The sequence below is a fragment of the Novosphingobium sp. BL-S-32 genome (assembly GCF_056857055.1).
In genome coordinates, this window is the sequence record NZ_CM166477.1 from 1,807,350 (window position 1) to 1,823,234 (window position 15,885).

Genomic DNA, 15,885 nt, shown 5'->3' on the forward strand with positions numbered 1-15,885 from the left:
CGATGACTGCAACAGACGAAGTGACCCGCAGCGGGCTGCCGACCGCAATTGTCGTGGGCGCGGGCGGACTCGGCATGGCCGTCGCCCGGCGGCTGGCACAGACCCATCACATCGTTCTTGCCGACATCAATGCGGCGCTGGCTGCGCGTCAGGTAGCTGCGTTGATCGAGGAAGGCGGCGAGGCCACGGCGTTCTCATGCGATGTCACGTCCGAAACTTCGGTCGCCGGTCTGGGCCAGTTGGTACGCGAGCGAGGCGGCTTTCGATCCCTCGTCCATGTTGCGGGTCTATCGATCGCTGCGGGTGACTTTGCCGCCATCATGAACGTCAACTTGCGCGGGCCCGCGCTCGTGGCGCGCGAACTGCTGCCACTTGCGGGTCCGGGCACATGCGCGGTGCTGATCGCATCGATGGCCGCGCACTTGTCTAGCGCCGACGGCACTGCTGCCGAAATTCTCTCGGATCCGACGAGCGCGGACCTCGCCTTCCGCCTTGCAGATCATCTGGACTCCCAAGGCACCACTCCGTCCACGGCCTACGCGCTTTCGAAGATCGGACTGCTCAAATACGCCCGCTCGGCCGCATCCGATTGGGGGCGCCGAGGCGCGCGCATCGTGTCGCTGTCGCCCGGCATGATCGCCACGCCCATGGGCAAAGGCGCCTATGCGCAAAGCCCGAACAAGGCGCGCATGTTTGCTCGAAGCCCGCTCGGCCGCGAGGGTGCGATGCACGAAATCGCCGATGCCGTGGAATTCCTCGTTTCGGACCGGGCCTCCTTCATCAGCGGTACCGACCTCTTGGTCGATGGCGGGCTGAGCGCAGCCCTCACTTACACGTGATCAGTCGGGAACTTCCTGTTCCACATTCATCTGAAAACGGGCTCGGATGCGGCGCGCCCAGACTTTTCGGCTGTACTGGCTGGCAATAGCGGCAAGTTCCGGATCGCCCTGAATGAGTGCCCCAAATTCCATCAGCCGGGCATTGCGCCAGCTCTGTACGAAACGGCGATGTTCAGGCGAAATATCGTCCGCTGCCGGCCCCTGGTAAGTCCTGCGCGAGAAGGCCACGTTGATGTCGAAGATGAGCTTGATGTACGCACTGTCAGCCAGCTCGAACACAATATCCTGCGTCTCACGTTCGAGTTCCCGGACTTCGTCGAAACCGGCATCGTCGGAGACCGCGCGGGTCCGCTCCACAAGCGTCGCCGTCCTCTCCACGATCACGTCATGCGGTGCATGAGCGGCCTTGCGCATGGCCTCGACCCATAACGCAGTGGCGATGACGGTGACATCCTCCGGCGGCACCTCCATCATCGACAGATACATGCTGACAATGGATTCGATCGTTTTCGAGTCCGGCCGGGATGCGAAATAGCCACCCGCATTGCCGCGGCGAACGGCAAGAAAGCCCTCGCGCTCAACCAGCCTTGCGGCTTGCCGAACGGTAGCCCGGGCAAAGCCAAGCTCGAAAATAAGTGCCTCTTCCCGGCCAATATAGGTTCCGGGCTCGCGCGCGAGGACGATCTCTCTCAACTTGTCCGCCGCGGTGTCGAGTGCCGTTCTGCTTTTGCGCTTGTCCATCCTGCACTCTCAAAACACGAAACCGATCGCGTCGTCCAGTCCGTTCGTCTGGGCGATGCGGCAAGCCCTATGCCGTGCTTGACATCCTTAGAGTATCCTTTTTAAGATCGATCTCAACGAGAGTCGGAGCGTAATGCGCGCTCGATAACCAATCAGGACTCATTTTGGAGAGAGACATGTCACGTCTTCCTTGGGACATGAGCGGCCGTGTCGTCGTGATTTCGGGCGGGAATGCCGGCATCGGGCTCGGCTTTGCACGCGGCATCGCGCGGGCAGGCGGTGACGTCGTCATTTGGGGGCGCCGTCAGGATCGAAACGAGGAGGCCGCGCGCGATCTCGCCGAGTTCGGCGGGCGTGTCTTCACGCAAGTGGTCGATGTGGCCGACGAAGCCCGGGTGATCGAAGCCTTCGCCGAGGCGGTCGAGGAGATGGGCCGCGTCGATGGCGCAATCGCCAACGCCGGCCTCATGAAGAACCAGGGCTGCTTCACTAACATGACCGGGGAAGCCTGGCATGACCTGTTGTCGGTCAACCAGCACGGTGCGTTCTATCTGGCCCGCGAAGCTGCACGCCACATGCGCACGCGTGCCGAAGCCGGCGATCCGGGCGGTTCAATCCTGTTCTGCGCCAGTCTTTCCGCGGTCACCGGCTCGATCGGCATGCAGCATTATAACGCGTCGAAGGGCGCCATGGCAGCGCTCGCAAGGGGCATCGCTGTCGACCTTGGCAAGTACGGCGTTCGCGCGAACACCGTTTGCCCAGGCTATACGGAAAGCGAGACGGTCAAAGATCAGGGGCCCGATTCCCCGCTTGGCAGTCAGGTGCGCGAACGTTGCCCGATCCCGCGTTTCGGCAACCCGTCCGATTTCGAAGGTATCGGCGTCTACTTCATGAGCGATGCCTCAAGGTATCACACCGGCGACCTTGTGCGCGTCGATGGCGGCTGGATGGCAAATGCCGGCAAGCTCAATACTTCGGCGGAGCGCCGGGCATGAATGCTGCACCCATAAAGGACACTAAAAAGGTCCAGACCAAAGTCTTCCGGGTCGAGCAGTTCCGCGATCCCAAGCTCGCACCGGAGCGCCGCGCCGAACTCGAAGCGGCCGAAGCCGAACCGCTCGATATGAGCGTCGAAGGCATTTTGGCAGATGCTGTCGCGCAAACCGGGCTCTCCGACTTCGGGCCAATGGATTTCACCGAGCGCCTCGGCGTACTCGCCGGCGAAGTCGCAGCGAACGCAAATCTCTGGCGCTTCGCCAAGACCCAGTTCCGCGCCTCCTGCGTGAAGCAGGCCGCCAACCGCCTCAAGAACAAGGCCTTCCTCGACAGCCATCCGGAGATCGACGCCGAGGTCATCGACCGTCCGATCATCATCGTCGGACTACCGCGTTCGGGAACGACGCACCTTGAGAACCTTATCGCGGCGGACCGACGCTTGCGTCACCTGCCGGTCTATCTTGGATCGGAAGCGGTGCTGGCTCCCGGCGAAACGCCGGGGCCCGACGGCCTTGACCCGCGCTGGGTTCGCTCGACCGCGCATTGGGACCGCATGAAGCAGATCGCGATCATGGCGGCCATGCACGAGCATTCGCCCGACCATGCCTGCGGCGAAAACGAGCTGCAAATGCCAGACTTCACCACCTACCAGTGGGAATGGATGGCCGAAGTCCCAGTCTGGCGCGATTACCTGCTCGGCCATGACCAGACGCCGCACTATGCCTATGGCAAGCGCATGCTGAAGGCGATCGCCTATCAGTTCCCTTCCGATCGACGCTGGATCCTGAAGGGCAATCAGCATAGCGAGCAGATCCCCGCGCTGATCGCGAACTATCCGGATGCCTATATCGTCCAGATCCACCGCGACCCGCTGGCATTGCTGCAATCGGTGCTGACGATGCGCGGCCTTTCCGTACTGGCACACCAGAAGCAGCCGGATATCCAGGCCCACGTCGCGTACTGGGTGGACCGCATCGAGCGCATGCTGCGCGCCTACTTGCGCGACATGGATGCAGTCTCTGCCGGGCAGCGGCTCGACATCCTGTTCGGCGACGTGATCGCGGACGATGTCGGCACTGCCCAGCGCGTTCTCGAATTCGCCGGACTTGAAGCCTGCGCCGAAAGCGTGGCGGATATGCGCGACTATATGGAAAGTCACCCGCGCGGGAAAGACGGACGGGTGGTCTACGATCTGGCGGGCGACTTCAACCTGGACATCCCTGCGCTGCGCCAGCGCTTCGCATTCTACACCGATCGCTTTCAGGTGAAGCAGGAAGTCAAGTGAAGCCAACCTTAGGCCGATGGAGGGCGAACTCGCGGCGCGAGCAAGCCTTCATCGCGCTGTTGACCATGCCTACGCGGCCGGGAGCAAACGACATGCAATCCACCATTCGCGACGCTAACCAACCCCTCAACGCCCAAATCATCAATGACGGTGCCGGCAAGCAGGATGCCGTCGATCTGGGCAGCGGCATCTTCATGTCGAAGGACGTCTCGAACCTCTATCTGGTGACGACCCCGGCCGGCAGCGTGCTCATAAACACCGGCATCATCTACAGCGCCGCCGAGAACAAGCGGCGCTTCGATGCGTTGAGCGACAAGCCGATCCGCAAGATCGTATTCACTCAGAGCCACGAGGACCACATCGGCGGCTGGCCGACGTTCAATACGCCTGACATCGAGACGATCGGGCAAGCCAACCTGCCCTTCGTCCGCACACAGTTCCGCGACCTCGGCCAGGCCATGGGCGCGCGGTCGCGCCGTCTGTGGAGCCGCGACCAGAAGCAGGAACTCACCGAACGGCCCGAACCGGTGCTGACGACCACGTTCCACGACAGTCACGCCTTTGAACTCGGCGGCCGCCGCTTCGAGCTGTATTCGGTTCCCGGCGGCGAAACGGTCGATTCTCTGGTGGTCTGGCTGCCCGACGACAGAACTGTCTTCACCGGGAACATGACCGGCCCGATCTTCGGACACGTGCCCAACCTCTACACCCTTCGCGGCGACCGCTACCGCTATGTTCAGTGGTACATCGACAGCGTCCAGCGGGTGATCGACCTGAAGCCCGAATTGCTGATCACCGGACACGGCGAACCGGTGCGCGGCGCGGAAAACATTCGCGCCAGCCTCACCAGGATGCGCGATGCAGCGCAATATCTGCGCGATGCGACGTTCGAGGGCATGAACGCCGGCAAGCCGCTCTGGGAGCTGATGGAAACGATCAAGTTGCCGCCCGAACTCGCCATCCCGCAAGGCCACGGCAAGGTTCCCTGGATCGTCCGTTCCATCTGGGAAGAGCATCTGGGCTGGTTCCGGTACGAATCCTCGACCGAACTCTACGCAGTCCCGCCGCAAGCCGTCCTTGGCGATCTTATCGAGCTTGCCGGAGGCGGCTCGGCCGCGCTCGACCTTGCCGCGCGCTACCTTGCCGAGAACCAGCCGCTCAAGGCGCTGCATGTGGCAGAGGCTATCAAGGACGGATCGCCGGCCCATCGCCGGGCGCTGGAACTCCAGTTTGCCGCCCAGACCGCCATTCTCGAAGCTGCCGGACGTGAAAACTTCAGCGAAGTCCGCTGGCTCGAAAGCGAAATCCGGCGACTCGAAGCGGCGCTGGCGGGAGACGATTGATGATGCACCCTCGCCTCTCCGTCGATGCGATGTGTTCGTTCCAGTGGCCTTTCGAGCGCGAACTGGCGCTGTGGAAGGACATGGGCGTGCGCCATGCCGGACTGCTGATGAACAAGGTTGCGGACGATCCCGATCGCCATCTCGGCGCGCTCGACGATGCCGGCATTCACATCAGCACGCTGATCACCGCCGGCTTCCAGCTTGGCGATCGATCCTCATGGAACGCAACTCGCGCAGTACAGAAGGCGATGATTGATCTGGTCGCGGCGCATAAGGGCCATTCGATCTATTTCACGACCGGACGCACGGTAAATTGTGATTGGGACGAAGATCTGGCCTTGTTCGCCGAAGCGGTTGCACCGACCGTAGCGCATGCCCGCGAATGCGGCGTAATCGCGGCGTTCGAGCCGAGCCTGAGGACGAGTGCCTCTTTCTGCACGACGCTGGCAGATGCCATTGAGATCGCCGAGATGACCGGCCTCGGCATCGTTTCCGATTTCAGCAACAACTGGATGGAGCGAGGACTTCCCGAGACCCTCAATCGGGCCATGCCGCATATCGCGCTTGTCCAGATCGGCGATATCGCAATCTCCGGGAAAGGTGGTCGTTCCCATATCGGTCGGGGCGACCTGCCACTTCAGCGCATGATGAGCGACGTGCTGGACGCAGGCTATGAGGGCATCTTCGATCTAGAGGTCGTGCCTGCCGATTACACTGCCGAAACGAACGAGGACGAACTGCGCGCTGGGATCAGCGCCGCTTCGGACTTGCTTCATGCCATGAAGATCTGAAAACCCACGCATCTGAACGAAACGACCCGGAAAAACGGGCCCCGCAAACGGGTAAGGAGAGCTTGAAATGTCCGAGACTTTTGCCGGCAAGACCGCGCTCATCATCGGTGCAGGCCAGAATATCGGCCGCCGCATCGCTCAGGAATGGGCCGCCCGCGGCGCCCGCGTCGCCGTGGCCGACATCAGCCGCGAAGGCGCCGAAGAAACTGCGCAGATCCTGAGAGACGCCGGCACGGAGGCGGTGGGGTTCCACTGCAACGTGCTTGACGACGCTTCGGTCGCCGCAACCATCGATGCGGCAGAAAAGGCACTCGGCCCGCTCGACATTCACATGAACAATGCCGGCATCCTCTCGGGCGGCAATCCCGAGGATATTCCAATGACGGAATGGCAGCGGATGTTCGACGTGAACCTCTTCGGCATGGTCCGCGCCAACAACGTGATCGTGCCGCGCATGATCGCGCGTGGATCGGGCCATATCGTCAACACCGGCAGCTTTGCCGGTCTCTATCCCTTCGCCGCGAGCCGGGTTCACTACGCCGCCTCCAAGGCGGCCGTGATTTCTATGTCGCAGAACCTCGCGCTCTATCTGAAGCAGTTCGGCGTCAGCGTCAGTTGCCTCTGCCCGGGCCCTGTCATGACGAGTTCGCCCGATGCCATGAAGCATTTCAGCGAGAATTACGTGATGCGCGCGCCTGGCAGCCACCTTGCGGTCAAGACCCAGCAGGAGACGGCGAAGGTCCTGTCCAACGGCATGGAGGCCGGCCGCATCCTCATCCCGACGCACGAAGAGGCGTGGGAGACACTGGTCGAAGTCGCCGCCGATCCGGACGCCTTCCTCGAGAAAAAGCATCGCGAGTTCCTCGCGGGCGATCCGGGGCGGCCAGGCATCACGCAGGACGTGATCGATTCCATCAAGGCCTGAACGGGAGACATCGGATGACATTGCTCGATCCCCAAGAGCGCACGGAGCGCGGCCAGACCGTTGGACAGGCCGTGACCGCGCGGGACATCCCCGCACCGGTCAGTCCTGTCGAAGCAAGCTGGCGGGATTTCGTCTTCGCGGAAATCTGGAACCGCCCCGGCCTTGACCGCCGCACACGCTACCTCATCGCGATTGCCAGCGCGGCGTGCAGCAACGGCCCGGCCGATCTGCTCGACGACTACATCCGCGGCGCGCTCTCCGGCGGCGAACTGAGCCAGATCGAACTGCGCGAAGCGGCGCTGCATCTGGCCGTCTATACCGGCTGGTCGCGCGGGTTCGAACTGGATCGCGCCATCACCCGCGTCGCCGCCGAACTGGGCATGACGCCCTGCCCCTTCGCGCCGATCCGCAGCGAACCATGGGATCCGCAAGTCCGCACCCAGGAGGGGATCGATGAGTTCGATGCCGTCATGGGCTTTCCGGGACCTCCGCCGGTCACGCCCTATTTCGAGGCCGGTATCGACAGCTTCGTGTTCGGCGAGATGTGGAAACGGGCCGGACTGGACCAGCGATCGCGCCGCTGGATCACTCTGGTTGGCGTATCGGAAAGCTGCGCGACAACGCCGATCAAGACGCATTTCTTTGCAGCCATGGCGAGCGGCAACTGCGCGCCAGAAGAATTGCAGGAATTTGTCCTCCAGTATGCCGTCCATGCCGGATGGCCGAAAGCCTCGGTCATTCAGGGCGCGGTCCTGGCTATGATCAAGAACTACAAGGCCGGCCTTAGCTGGGACGCATGAGAGAGATTTCGCAATGTTGAATACGGCATTCATCGGCCTCGGAAGCCAGGGCGGCCCTATGGCAGAGTGCATGCTCGCCGCCGGCTTTCCGCTTACGGTCTGGGGCAGGCGCCGCGAAGCGCTTCAGCCCTTCGCCGAAAAGGGAGCCGTGCTGGCCGAGAGTGTTGCGGCTCTTGGAGCGGCGGCCGATCATGTGGGCCTTTGCGTAGTCGACGATGCCGGTGTTGCCGAGATCTGCAACGCGCTCGTACCGTCGATGCGTCCGGGAAGCCTGCTGGCGGTGCATTCGACGGTCCTGCCGGAGAGCTGCGAAGCGCTTGCCGCCATCTGTGAGGCGCGAGGAATCGCGTTTGTCGACGCGCCGGTGAGCGGAGGCGGCGGTGCCGCCGCAGCCCGAACGCTGACGGTCATGTGTGGAGGAAGCGCCGCCGCCTTCGAGCAGGCCCGCCCCATCTTTAAAGCCTTTGCAGGTACGCTCGTCCATCTCGGCGGTGCCGGTGCCGGTCAGCGTGCCAAGATCGTGAACAATACCCTGATGGCGGCAAACATGGGCAATGCCCATGCCGCCATAGAGGCGGGCCGGGCTCTGGGCATGGCGCCCGACGCGTTGAAGGACCTCATCAAGGCCAGCAGCGGGCGCAGCTTCGGCTTCGAAGTCTATGCGCGATTGCCCGAACCCAAGGCGTTTTCCCACGGAGCGGCATTGCTGCGAAAGGATGTAGACCTTCTGCGCGCCATTCTCCCCGACGGATCAGACACGCGGACACTGGGTGAAGCCGCGGACCATTTCCTGGAAGAGGCCGTCGCGCCCTGATGAAAATGCTGGATGCGCGCCGTTAATCGGCGCGCACCATTTCGAAGCTTTGCCCCATGCGCAGCGGAAAGCCGTCCTCTGCAGGATGGAAGGTCCACAAGCGGTAGTTTATCCCGGATCGCATCGAAGTTGTCGCCAACAGCACGATGGTCCAGTCCGGCCGGTAGAGCCCGCCGTCTCGATAACCGAGGCACGCGCGACACGCCCGCCCAATCGAAACAACGACCGCTCGTGTCGCTTTCAAAGTTGTACCGCCAGCCGCCCAAAGAGCGGCGCCGCGCGCTTCTCTGAGCGACGGAATAGTGCATCCGCCACGGTCCGTCAGGCCGTATTCGACGGCCGGCTCCGCGTTGATGAAAGTGCCGCCCGATCGCGAACCGATGGCGGGTCCATTGCGAGCGGACTTCCTTCATCGGAATTTCGCTCCCAATTCGATGCCGTACGTAACGGGCGAGTTCCAGACGGCACCCGTCCCCAGGGTGTTAAAGAGCACCTGCGTGCTATACCGCCGATTGGTGACATTGTCCCCGAACACCGCAACCGTATAGCGATCGGAAGGATCGGTCCATTCCGCGCGCAGGGCCAGAACTTCGTAGCCCTTCTGCTTGAACTGCTCGGAAGGATCGAAGTAGAAGCTGGAGGTATAGTAGAGGTTGCCGGACAGCGCCAGCCTGCCGCCGCCGAGATCAAGGCCATAGCTAGCCCCGATGTTACCGGTGAACTCAGGCGCCCGCTGCATCTTGAAGCCCGAGGCATCAGTCGACGTCTGCGTCAGCGCGCCGGGGCCGGTGCCGCCGAGCATCGTCGGAATGCAGGCCATCGAATTGGCAAGATCGGTGATCGCCGGATCGCAGTAGCTGTAATAAGGCGCGTCAGTGAACGACTTGTAGCGAGCATGGGTCCATGACGCGCCAGCCTGCACCGAGAACGCGCTGCTGACCTTGTAGCGCAGCTGCGCCTCTAGACCGTAGATTTCCGAGGACGCGGCATTGCGGATCTGGGCCGTGCCGTTCTGATAGCTGGAAACCTGCAAGTTTTTGTAGTCATAGTAGAAGCCGGCAAGATCGGCCGAGAACACCCGGTCGTCGTACTTATAGCCCACTTCGAAGGCGTTGATCTTCTCCGGCTTCACCGGCTGCTGCGAATAGCCGCCGACGTTGAGGATGCCGGCCTTGTAGCCCTTGGTGTAGGAAGCATAGACGCTCGATTCCTCGCTCGGCTTCAAGCGGATCACCGCGCGAGGCGTGAAGCTGTCGTTCTTCAGGGTGGAAACCGGAATGTGCACACCCGCACCGCCCGTCCAGGGAATGGCTTCGCCGTTGGGTCCGGTGAAGCTCGTGGTCGTGAAATTGGTGATGAAGTAGGCATCGCCGACGATATCGTGGCTATAGCGTCCGCCCAACGTCAGGAACAGCTTGTCGCTCACCTGATATGTCGCATCGAGGAAGGCCGCATAGGACTTCGTCGTGGTGCTCGATCCGCCGAACGGCGCATAGGGCAATCCGCCGAAGCTGGCTCCGATGTCCCAGGTGTCGCGGATCTGGAAGTAGTTGAGCCCGGCGGTCCATTGCAGCGGCGAGCCCGGCTTGGAATTCAGCAGGAATTCCTGGCTCCAAGTCTCATCGTTCACGCCGACGTAGATGTTGAACATCGGGATCGCCGTGGCATCGAGATCGCCGTAATAGGGCGACAGGTCCTTGCGATATTGCGTGTAGGACGTGAAGTCCGCAAAGCCCATGTCCGCCTTGAGCGTGGCCTGAAGGGCATCGGAATTCGACCGGAAGCTCACCGGAGTGTTCAGCAGGACGTCGCCCGGCTTGGTCGCGAAAGTCGAGGTCGGCGCATAGAGATAGACGAGCGGCAGCCCCTTGGAACTGGACATTCCGTAAATGGCTTGCCCGGCCGCCGACACCTTGTCGAAGAAACCGGCACCGCCGGACTGGTCTACATAGGCATTGACCAACTGGGTGGTGGGATCGTCGGTCTCGGCATGGATCCAGCGCAGCAGCAGCGAAACGTCATCGGTCAGATCGGCCTTCATGCCGACCCGGATCGACCAGTCCTCGGACTTGCCGATATTGTCGTTGCCGCTCGAAACATCGGTGAAATAGCCGTCGCTGCGCCGGTAGAGCCCCTCGACGTCCATCGCGACCCGGTCGCTGATCCCGAACGTGGCATAAGCCTGCGCGTTCACCGCATTGAAGCGGCTGTAGCTGATCTTGGCCTCACCGCTCGTTTCGGTGCTGGGATCGTCCGTGGTGATGATGATCGCGCCGCCCGTGGTGTTGCGGCCGAACAGCGTTCCCTGCGGCCCCTTCAGGACCTGGATACTGCGCACGTTGAGCAGATCGAAGTCCGACATGTAGGTGTTGGCCTGGAAGAAGCCGTCGACATAGATACCGACGTTGGGGCCGCCGCCGGAGGTCGTGATGGCGGTGCCGACGCCGCGAATGGTCGGCTGGACGGCAGGGCCCTGTGTATCGAAACGCAGGCCCGGCGTGATCCTTGCGGTGTCGGACAGCTTTTCGACGTTGGCGGTAGCAAGCTGCTCGGGTCCCAGCGAGGTGACGCTGATAGGCACATCGCGCGATGCTTCCGCGCGGCGCTGGGCGGTGACCACGATTTCCGTCGAGGTCGGCGCGGGCGCAGCCTTGTCGCCTGTCGATTGCTGGGCGAGTGCGATGGCCGGCCAACTGGCCGTCACGCAGGCCATCATGAGAACGGACGCGGATCGCGCGGTATACAAGCCTGCCATGAAAATCTCCCTGGCTGCGTCGCGTATTTCGCGCGCAGTCTCTTGGTTTGGTCGCCGAAGCGCCTCCGGCGTTTCCGGCCAGATGGCCCGCAAAAGCGGCCCTAAACTTGACGGATCGCGACATTTCGGTGTCGCGCACAGAACTTCGCCGCCGCGATAACAGGCAGTTTAAACTTGCCAGAATCGCCAATTCCGTCAGCCTGACCAGACGAAAAATCCATCATTTAGTATCATGTTTGAAGGCGGAGAATCTAAGCAACGCGGGTTGATCAAGATTTTCGTGCCGCAAATACCGTAGCAAAATTCGATGGAAATTCGAAATTTACGTATTTATTGGGAAAAATCTTCTCGGCCCCGATCCTGCAAACCCGAAGTTCGCCACCAAGGGAAGTAGCGTTGCAACAGTTCGAAGTGCTATATACAGTGCCCTAATTACCGAAACAGAAGTGGGCGCAAAGAATCTTCGATTAGGCCCCGTCCGACTGGATTCGACCCGAGCATTGCCTTCACCCCCGCGTCTTCCAGATCGGCATCCAGAAAGAATTCCAGGCACCGAAGTTTAGGCTCCCTCCTTGCCCGGTCGGCGGTCCTCGCCGGCCGGGTCTTTTCTCGGGAGGGCCCATGGGAAAGGTGAGAAAGACATGAGCAGCAAGACGGCACTGGTAACCGGCGCAGCATCCGGGATCGGCAAGGCCTGCGCAAAGCGGCTTGCCCGCGACGGTATGGTGGTAGGCGTGCTGGATATCCTTCTGGACGACGCGCAGAAGACAGCCGACGAGATCAATGCCGAGGGCGGCCGGGCGATTGCGGTGCAAGCCAGCATCGCCGATCGCGCGCAAGTGACGGCGGCAGTCGCCAGGATCCGCGCGGAACTCGGGCCGATCACGGTCCTCGTCAACAATGCCGGCATCACGGATACCACGCCGTTCCTTGAGGTCACCGACGAACTCTGGGAGCGGGTCTACGAGGTCAACGTCAAGGGCACTTTCATCATGACGCAGGTCGTTCTGCCGGACATGATCGAAGCCGGATGGGGACGCATCGTCAACATGTCGTCCTCCAGTGCGCAGACCGGATCGACGGGAATGGCGCCCTATTCCTCGTCGAAGGGCGCAATTATCACACTCACGCGCACACTGGCCGCCGAGCTGGGCCCGCTTGGCATCACCGTCAACAACATCCCGCCGGGCGTGGTGATGAACACGGTCATGTCCGAGGCGAACAAGGAAAAGTTCCCCATCCCGCTGGAGACCGTCCGCAACATGATCCCGGTGCGCCGCACCGGCGAGCCGGACGACATCGCCAATGCCTGTTCCTGGCTGTGCCTTGAAGCCACTGGCTATGTCACGGGCCAGACGATCGGCGTGAACGGCGGCCGCATCCCCTCCTGACTCAGAGCAGGGCTCCCTATCGTCTCGCGCAAGGCTTGAAAGACGATAGGGAGACATCTTCCCAGAGCGATTTCTAATCAGGTGGAATCACCTGATGAACGGAAACCGCTCTAGGTCTGGTCGAAGGCCTCGAACCACAGCCCCTCCTCGCCCTTCCGCACGTAACCGGCATGCGGGAACGGCAGGTGGGCGGGGATGATCAGGGTCGAGCGCTCAAGACTGTCGGCCACCAGCCTGTGCCGGGTCTCGATAACGGATTGCCAGTCATCATGGTCGCCGAACTTGACCGATGGATCGATGAGCTGGAGCGGGTGATGGATGGCGTCGCCTGCAAAGACCGCCTCCGCACCGCCGGAACACAGCCGCATCATGCAATGCCCGGCCGTATGACCATGGCCCGGTTCCACCGAGAGACTGGGCGAGATCCGGTGCGGCTCGACGACAAGGTCGGCAAGGCCCGCTTCCACGACCGGCGCGATCGAACGCTCGAACACGCCCTCGTTATAGGGAAGGGCGGGAAAATGGGCGGCATTGGCCGGATGCCAGCGATCGTATTCCCGCTTCACGAAGATGTAGCGCGCATTGGGAAAGGTCGGCACCCATTTGCCGCCGCGAAGCTGCGTATTCCATCCGCAGTGGTCATGGTGGAAATGCGTGCAGAACACGTAGTCGACATCCTCGGAGCGGATGCCCGTCGCCTCGAAACGCTCCAGGAACGGGATGTCGAGCATGTCGAACATCGGCATCGGGTTGGGCCGCCCGTTCCCGTTGCAGGGATCGATAACGATGACGAGATCGTCGACGCGCACGACCCAGCTTCGAAAATTCAGGCTCCAGGTGTTCCCTGCCTGGAGAAAATGCGGCTCCAGCCAAGACCGATGACGCTCGACGAGTTCGTCGGAGGCGCCGAGCGACGCTATCGGGCGGCCGGTAAGCTCCATTTCCAGAACGGAACCAATGGCGGCTTCACCTATCCTCATGTTCGTCATCTCTCATTTTTGGCCAATATCAGGCTGGTTCGTTCGCTGGAAAGGATCCGCAGCTTAGATGCCTCGATCTCACAAATCCGATCATCATCCCGGCGAATATCGGTCGTAGTGGGCGGCCTCCAGGCGGCGCAACGTCACCCTTGCATCCTGCTCGTCATCGGCGACGCCTATTATCGATGTACACCCGGATGCCATTATCGGGCGCAGCCCATATTTCCCCTTATCCGCACCCACCATACCGCGAGCCAGTGATCGCCTAAGCATCCCATTTACGAAGATTCGTACCCACGACTAGACGTAACACGACAGTCTAATTGCGCAGGGGCGATAACGAAGGTTGAACCCCGTTTCGGCAGGAAGTTACTCGCGGAAACGCCGGACCGATCCAGCTCCTGTAGCGCCATAGGAGGTAACCGCTAACCTCGAACGTGGAGCGAGTCGCGTTCTCGAAAGACGCCGACCCAGGCTCTCAAAAACTGACATTGGGAAGGACGCGGGCGATGACGATTGCCGGTATCGATCACGTGAATATCAGAACGATGGACCCTGAACGTACTGCCCGCTTTTACGAGCAGGCGCTCGGGCTCACGTACAGACGCGGCCCTGTTGTTATGGGCAATCAAAGCCACTGGCTTTTCGACGGCGAGGGCAATCCCATCATCCATCTCAGGATGAAGGAGCCGGAGGCGTCAAATACCAGCGCCATAGATCATGTGGCTTTGCGCTGCCGGGACAGGTCGGCGATGAAGGCGCGTCTGGACGAGGCCGGTATCAAATACGCAGAAGCGGACAATATCACGCCCGGGCTCGCGCAAATTTTCCTGCACGATCCGCACGGCGTGGCGCTGGAATTGAGCTTCAAGGAAGCCTGATCAGCGAGCCAAACTGGATACCTCGAAGAACTGTCTGAAATCGGCATGATTTTGACGTGACCGCGCGGGAGGGGGACGGTGGACCTCTGTTTCCTGCTCCTGATCTTCTGATTTTCGGGTGATGGGCGGCCGGAAGGCTGGTTTCCGGCGTCACGCGGGCGCAGTTCGCCCCTCAAGCCAGGCGAGGCGTTGGAAATTATAGGCGAGGTTCGCCATTCCGATTTTGATGCGGGCGCGGGCGATGCCAATGGTGCGAACGACAAGCCCCATGCGGTGTTTCTGGCCGGCAAACACGTGCTCGACTGCTGAGCGCACGGCGGAGCGCTTCGCATTGGCCCTGGCGATGCGCTCGGGCATCGGCCGGCGTGGCGGCTTCTTCTGATGGATGTGGCTGGTGAACATGCCCTTGGCGAGGAAGGCCTCGTTCTTCTTGGACCGGTAGGCGGTGTCGGCCCAAACGCCCGAGCCGGTGTTGTCCTTGCTGACCACCTCAGGCAGCCGCGCGCCGTCGTGGGCATTGGCGGCGCTCGCGTCCCAGGTGCGGATGAGACCATGAGCGCGGTCGATGCCGATGTGATTCTTGTAACCGAACATCGGGATAGCGAGGTCGACTGGCTTCGCTGCCTTGGGATCAGCGCCCTCCTTCACCTTGGCCTTGGTATACTTGACGCTCCAGCGCGCATCGCGATCCTTCTGCCTGATCTTGGCCGGCTTCCAGTCTTCGGGCACTCGGCCATCCTTGATCGCCATCTTCTCGGCCTCGGTGTTCCTCTGCTTGGGTGCGGGCACGACCGTGGCGTCGATGATCTGCCCACCCATGGCGAGATAGCCCCGCTCGGTGAGCGCGGCATCGAAGCGAGCGAACAGCCTGTCGATCGCCTTGGCCTTGACCAGCCTCTCGCGGAACAGCCACACCGTCGTTGCGTCCGGCACCGTGCCGTCGAGCCCGAGCCCTAGGAAGCGCTGGAACGACAAGCGATCCTTAATCTGGAACTCGGTGGCCTCGTCGGACAGCGAGTAGAGCGCCTGCAGCACCAGGATCTTGAACATGAGGACCGGATCGAACGGCGGCCTGCCGCCCTTGCCGCGGACACTCCGCCGCAGTGCTGCTACCAACGGACCGCGGAAAACCTCGAAGTCGACGACAGTCGCAAGCCGTTCAAGTGGATCGCCTGCCGCGCTCAACGCCTCGTATCGGTCCGAAAGATCGAAGAAACTCGACTGCCCCGCCATCATCGCCTCCACCGTCGTGCAAAGGCAGTGAATCAGCTCAAGCCGCTAGGCGCCAGCGGTTTTTCGAGGTGTCCAACTGTATCCTTGCCCGGCCGGGAACCTGGACCAAGC

At 61.9% G+C, this 15,885-nt stretch carries 14 protein-coding genes; 10 read left to right on the forward strand and 4 right to left on the reverse strand.

Annotation, left to right across the window (positions count from 1 at the left end):
* The first annotated feature begins 2 nt into the window (after window positions 1–2).
* Window positions 3–839, forward strand: coding sequence for an SDR family oxidoreductase (locus AC1VVK_RS24340; RefSeq protein WP_482905731.1), 837 nt, complete (start codon window positions 3–5; stop codon window positions 837–839).
* Here the strand turns inward: AC1VVK_RS24340 and AC1VVK_RS24345 are convergent, their stop codons facing one another.
* Complete coding sequence (locus tag AC1VVK_RS24345) at window positions 840–1,580, reverse strand: hypothetical protein (RefSeq protein ID WP_482905732.1); 741 nt, start codon at window positions 1,578–1,580, stop codon at window positions 840–842.
* Between the two features lie 176 nt (window positions 1,581–1,756).
* On the opposite strand from AC1VVK_RS24345, the gene AC1VVK_RS24350 reads away from it, so the two are divergent.
* From AC1VVK_RS24350 to AC1VVK_RS24380, 7 genes are all read left to right on the forward strand, one after another.
* Window positions 1,757–2,575 (forward strand): SDR family NAD(P)-dependent oxidoreductase, encoded by an 819-nt coding sequence (locus tag AC1VVK_RS24350; RefSeq protein WP_482905733.1) that lies wholly within the window; start codon window positions 1,757–1,759, stop codon window positions 2,573–2,575.
* Window positions 2,572–3,861 (forward strand): sulfotransferase family protein, encoded by a 1,290-nt coding sequence (locus AC1VVK_RS24355; protein WP_482905734.1) that lies wholly within the window; start codon window positions 2,572–2,574, stop codon window positions 3,859–3,861. Before AC1VVK_RS24350 ends, AC1VVK_RS24355 begins: the two co-directional genes overlap by 4 nt.
* A gap of 92 nt (window positions 3,862–3,953) precedes the next feature.
* Window positions 3,954–5,204: an MBL fold metallo-hydrolase gene (locus AC1VVK_RS24360; protein ID WP_482905735.1), complete on the forward strand. Its 1,251-nt coding sequence runs from the start codon at window positions 3,954–3,956 to the stop codon at window positions 5,202–5,204.
* Entirely contained in the window at window positions 5,204–5,995 is a 792-nt protein-coding gene (locus AC1VVK_RS24365; RefSeq protein ID WP_482905736.1) for a sugar phosphate isomerase/epimerase family protein, read from the forward strand. The genes AC1VVK_RS24360 and AC1VVK_RS24365 overlap by 1 nt, the downstream gene beginning before the upstream one ends.
* Window positions 5,996–6,062: 67 nt before the next feature.
* Window positions 6,063–6,920 (forward strand): SDR family NAD(P)-dependent oxidoreductase, encoded by an 858-nt coding sequence (locus AC1VVK_RS24370; RefSeq protein WP_482905737.1) that lies wholly within the window; start codon window positions 6,063–6,065, stop codon window positions 6,918–6,920.
* Window positions 6,921–6,934: 14 nt separating this feature from the next.
* Window positions 6,935–7,720 carry a carboxymuconolactone decarboxylase family protein gene (locus AC1VVK_RS24375; protein ID WP_482905738.1) on the forward strand — a complete coding sequence of 262 codons (786 nt, stop codon included), beginning with the start codon at window positions 6,935–6,937 and terminating at the stop codon, window positions 7,718–7,720.
* Window positions 7,721–7,733: 13 nt separating this feature from the next.
* Entirely contained in the window at window positions 7,734–8,534 is an 801-nt protein-coding gene (locus AC1VVK_RS24380; RefSeq protein ID WP_482905739.1) for an NAD(P)-dependent oxidoreductase, read from the forward strand.
* 409 nt (window positions 8,535–8,943) lie between these two features.
* Here the strand turns inward: AC1VVK_RS24380 and AC1VVK_RS24385 are convergent, their stop codons facing one another.
* Window positions 8,944–11,289, reverse strand: a complete 2,346-nt coding sequence (locus AC1VVK_RS24385) for a TonB-dependent receptor (RefSeq protein ID WP_482905740.1) — start codon at window positions 11,287–11,289, stop codon at window positions 8,944–8,946.
* 641 nt (window positions 11,290–11,930) lie between these two features.
* On the opposite strand from AC1VVK_RS24385, the gene AC1VVK_RS24390 reads away from it, so the two are divergent.
* A complete protein-coding gene (locus tag AC1VVK_RS24390) occupies window positions 11,931–12,680 on the forward strand; it encodes an SDR family NAD(P)-dependent oxidoreductase (protein ID WP_482905741.1) in 750 nt (249 codons plus the stop codon).
* A gap of 110 nt (window positions 12,681–12,790) precedes the next feature.
* Here the strand turns inward: AC1VVK_RS24390 and AC1VVK_RS24395 are convergent, their stop codons facing one another.
* Complete coding sequence (locus AC1VVK_RS24395; protein ID WP_482905742.1) at window positions 12,791–13,660, reverse strand: MBL fold metallo-hydrolase; 870 nt, start codon at window positions 13,658–13,660, stop codon at window positions 12,791–12,793.
* A 509-nt stretch (window positions 13,661–14,169) separates the two neighbouring features.
* On the opposite strand from AC1VVK_RS24395, the gene AC1VVK_RS24400 reads away from it, so the two are divergent.
* Window positions 14,170–14,541, forward strand: a complete 372-nt coding sequence (locus AC1VVK_RS24400; protein ID WP_482905743.1) for a VOC family protein — start codon at window positions 14,170–14,172, stop codon at window positions 14,539–14,541.
* A gap of 150 nt (window positions 14,542–14,691) precedes the next feature.
* Here AC1VVK_RS24400 and AC1VVK_RS24405 read toward each other — a convergent pair whose 3' ends face one another.
* Window positions 14,692–15,774 carry an IS5 family transposase gene (locus AC1VVK_RS24405; RefSeq protein ID WP_482906738.1) on the reverse strand — a complete coding sequence of 361 codons (1,083 nt, stop codon included), beginning with the start codon at window positions 15,772–15,774 and terminating at the stop codon, window positions 14,692–14,694.
* Window positions 15,775–15,885 lie beyond the last annotated feature (111 nt).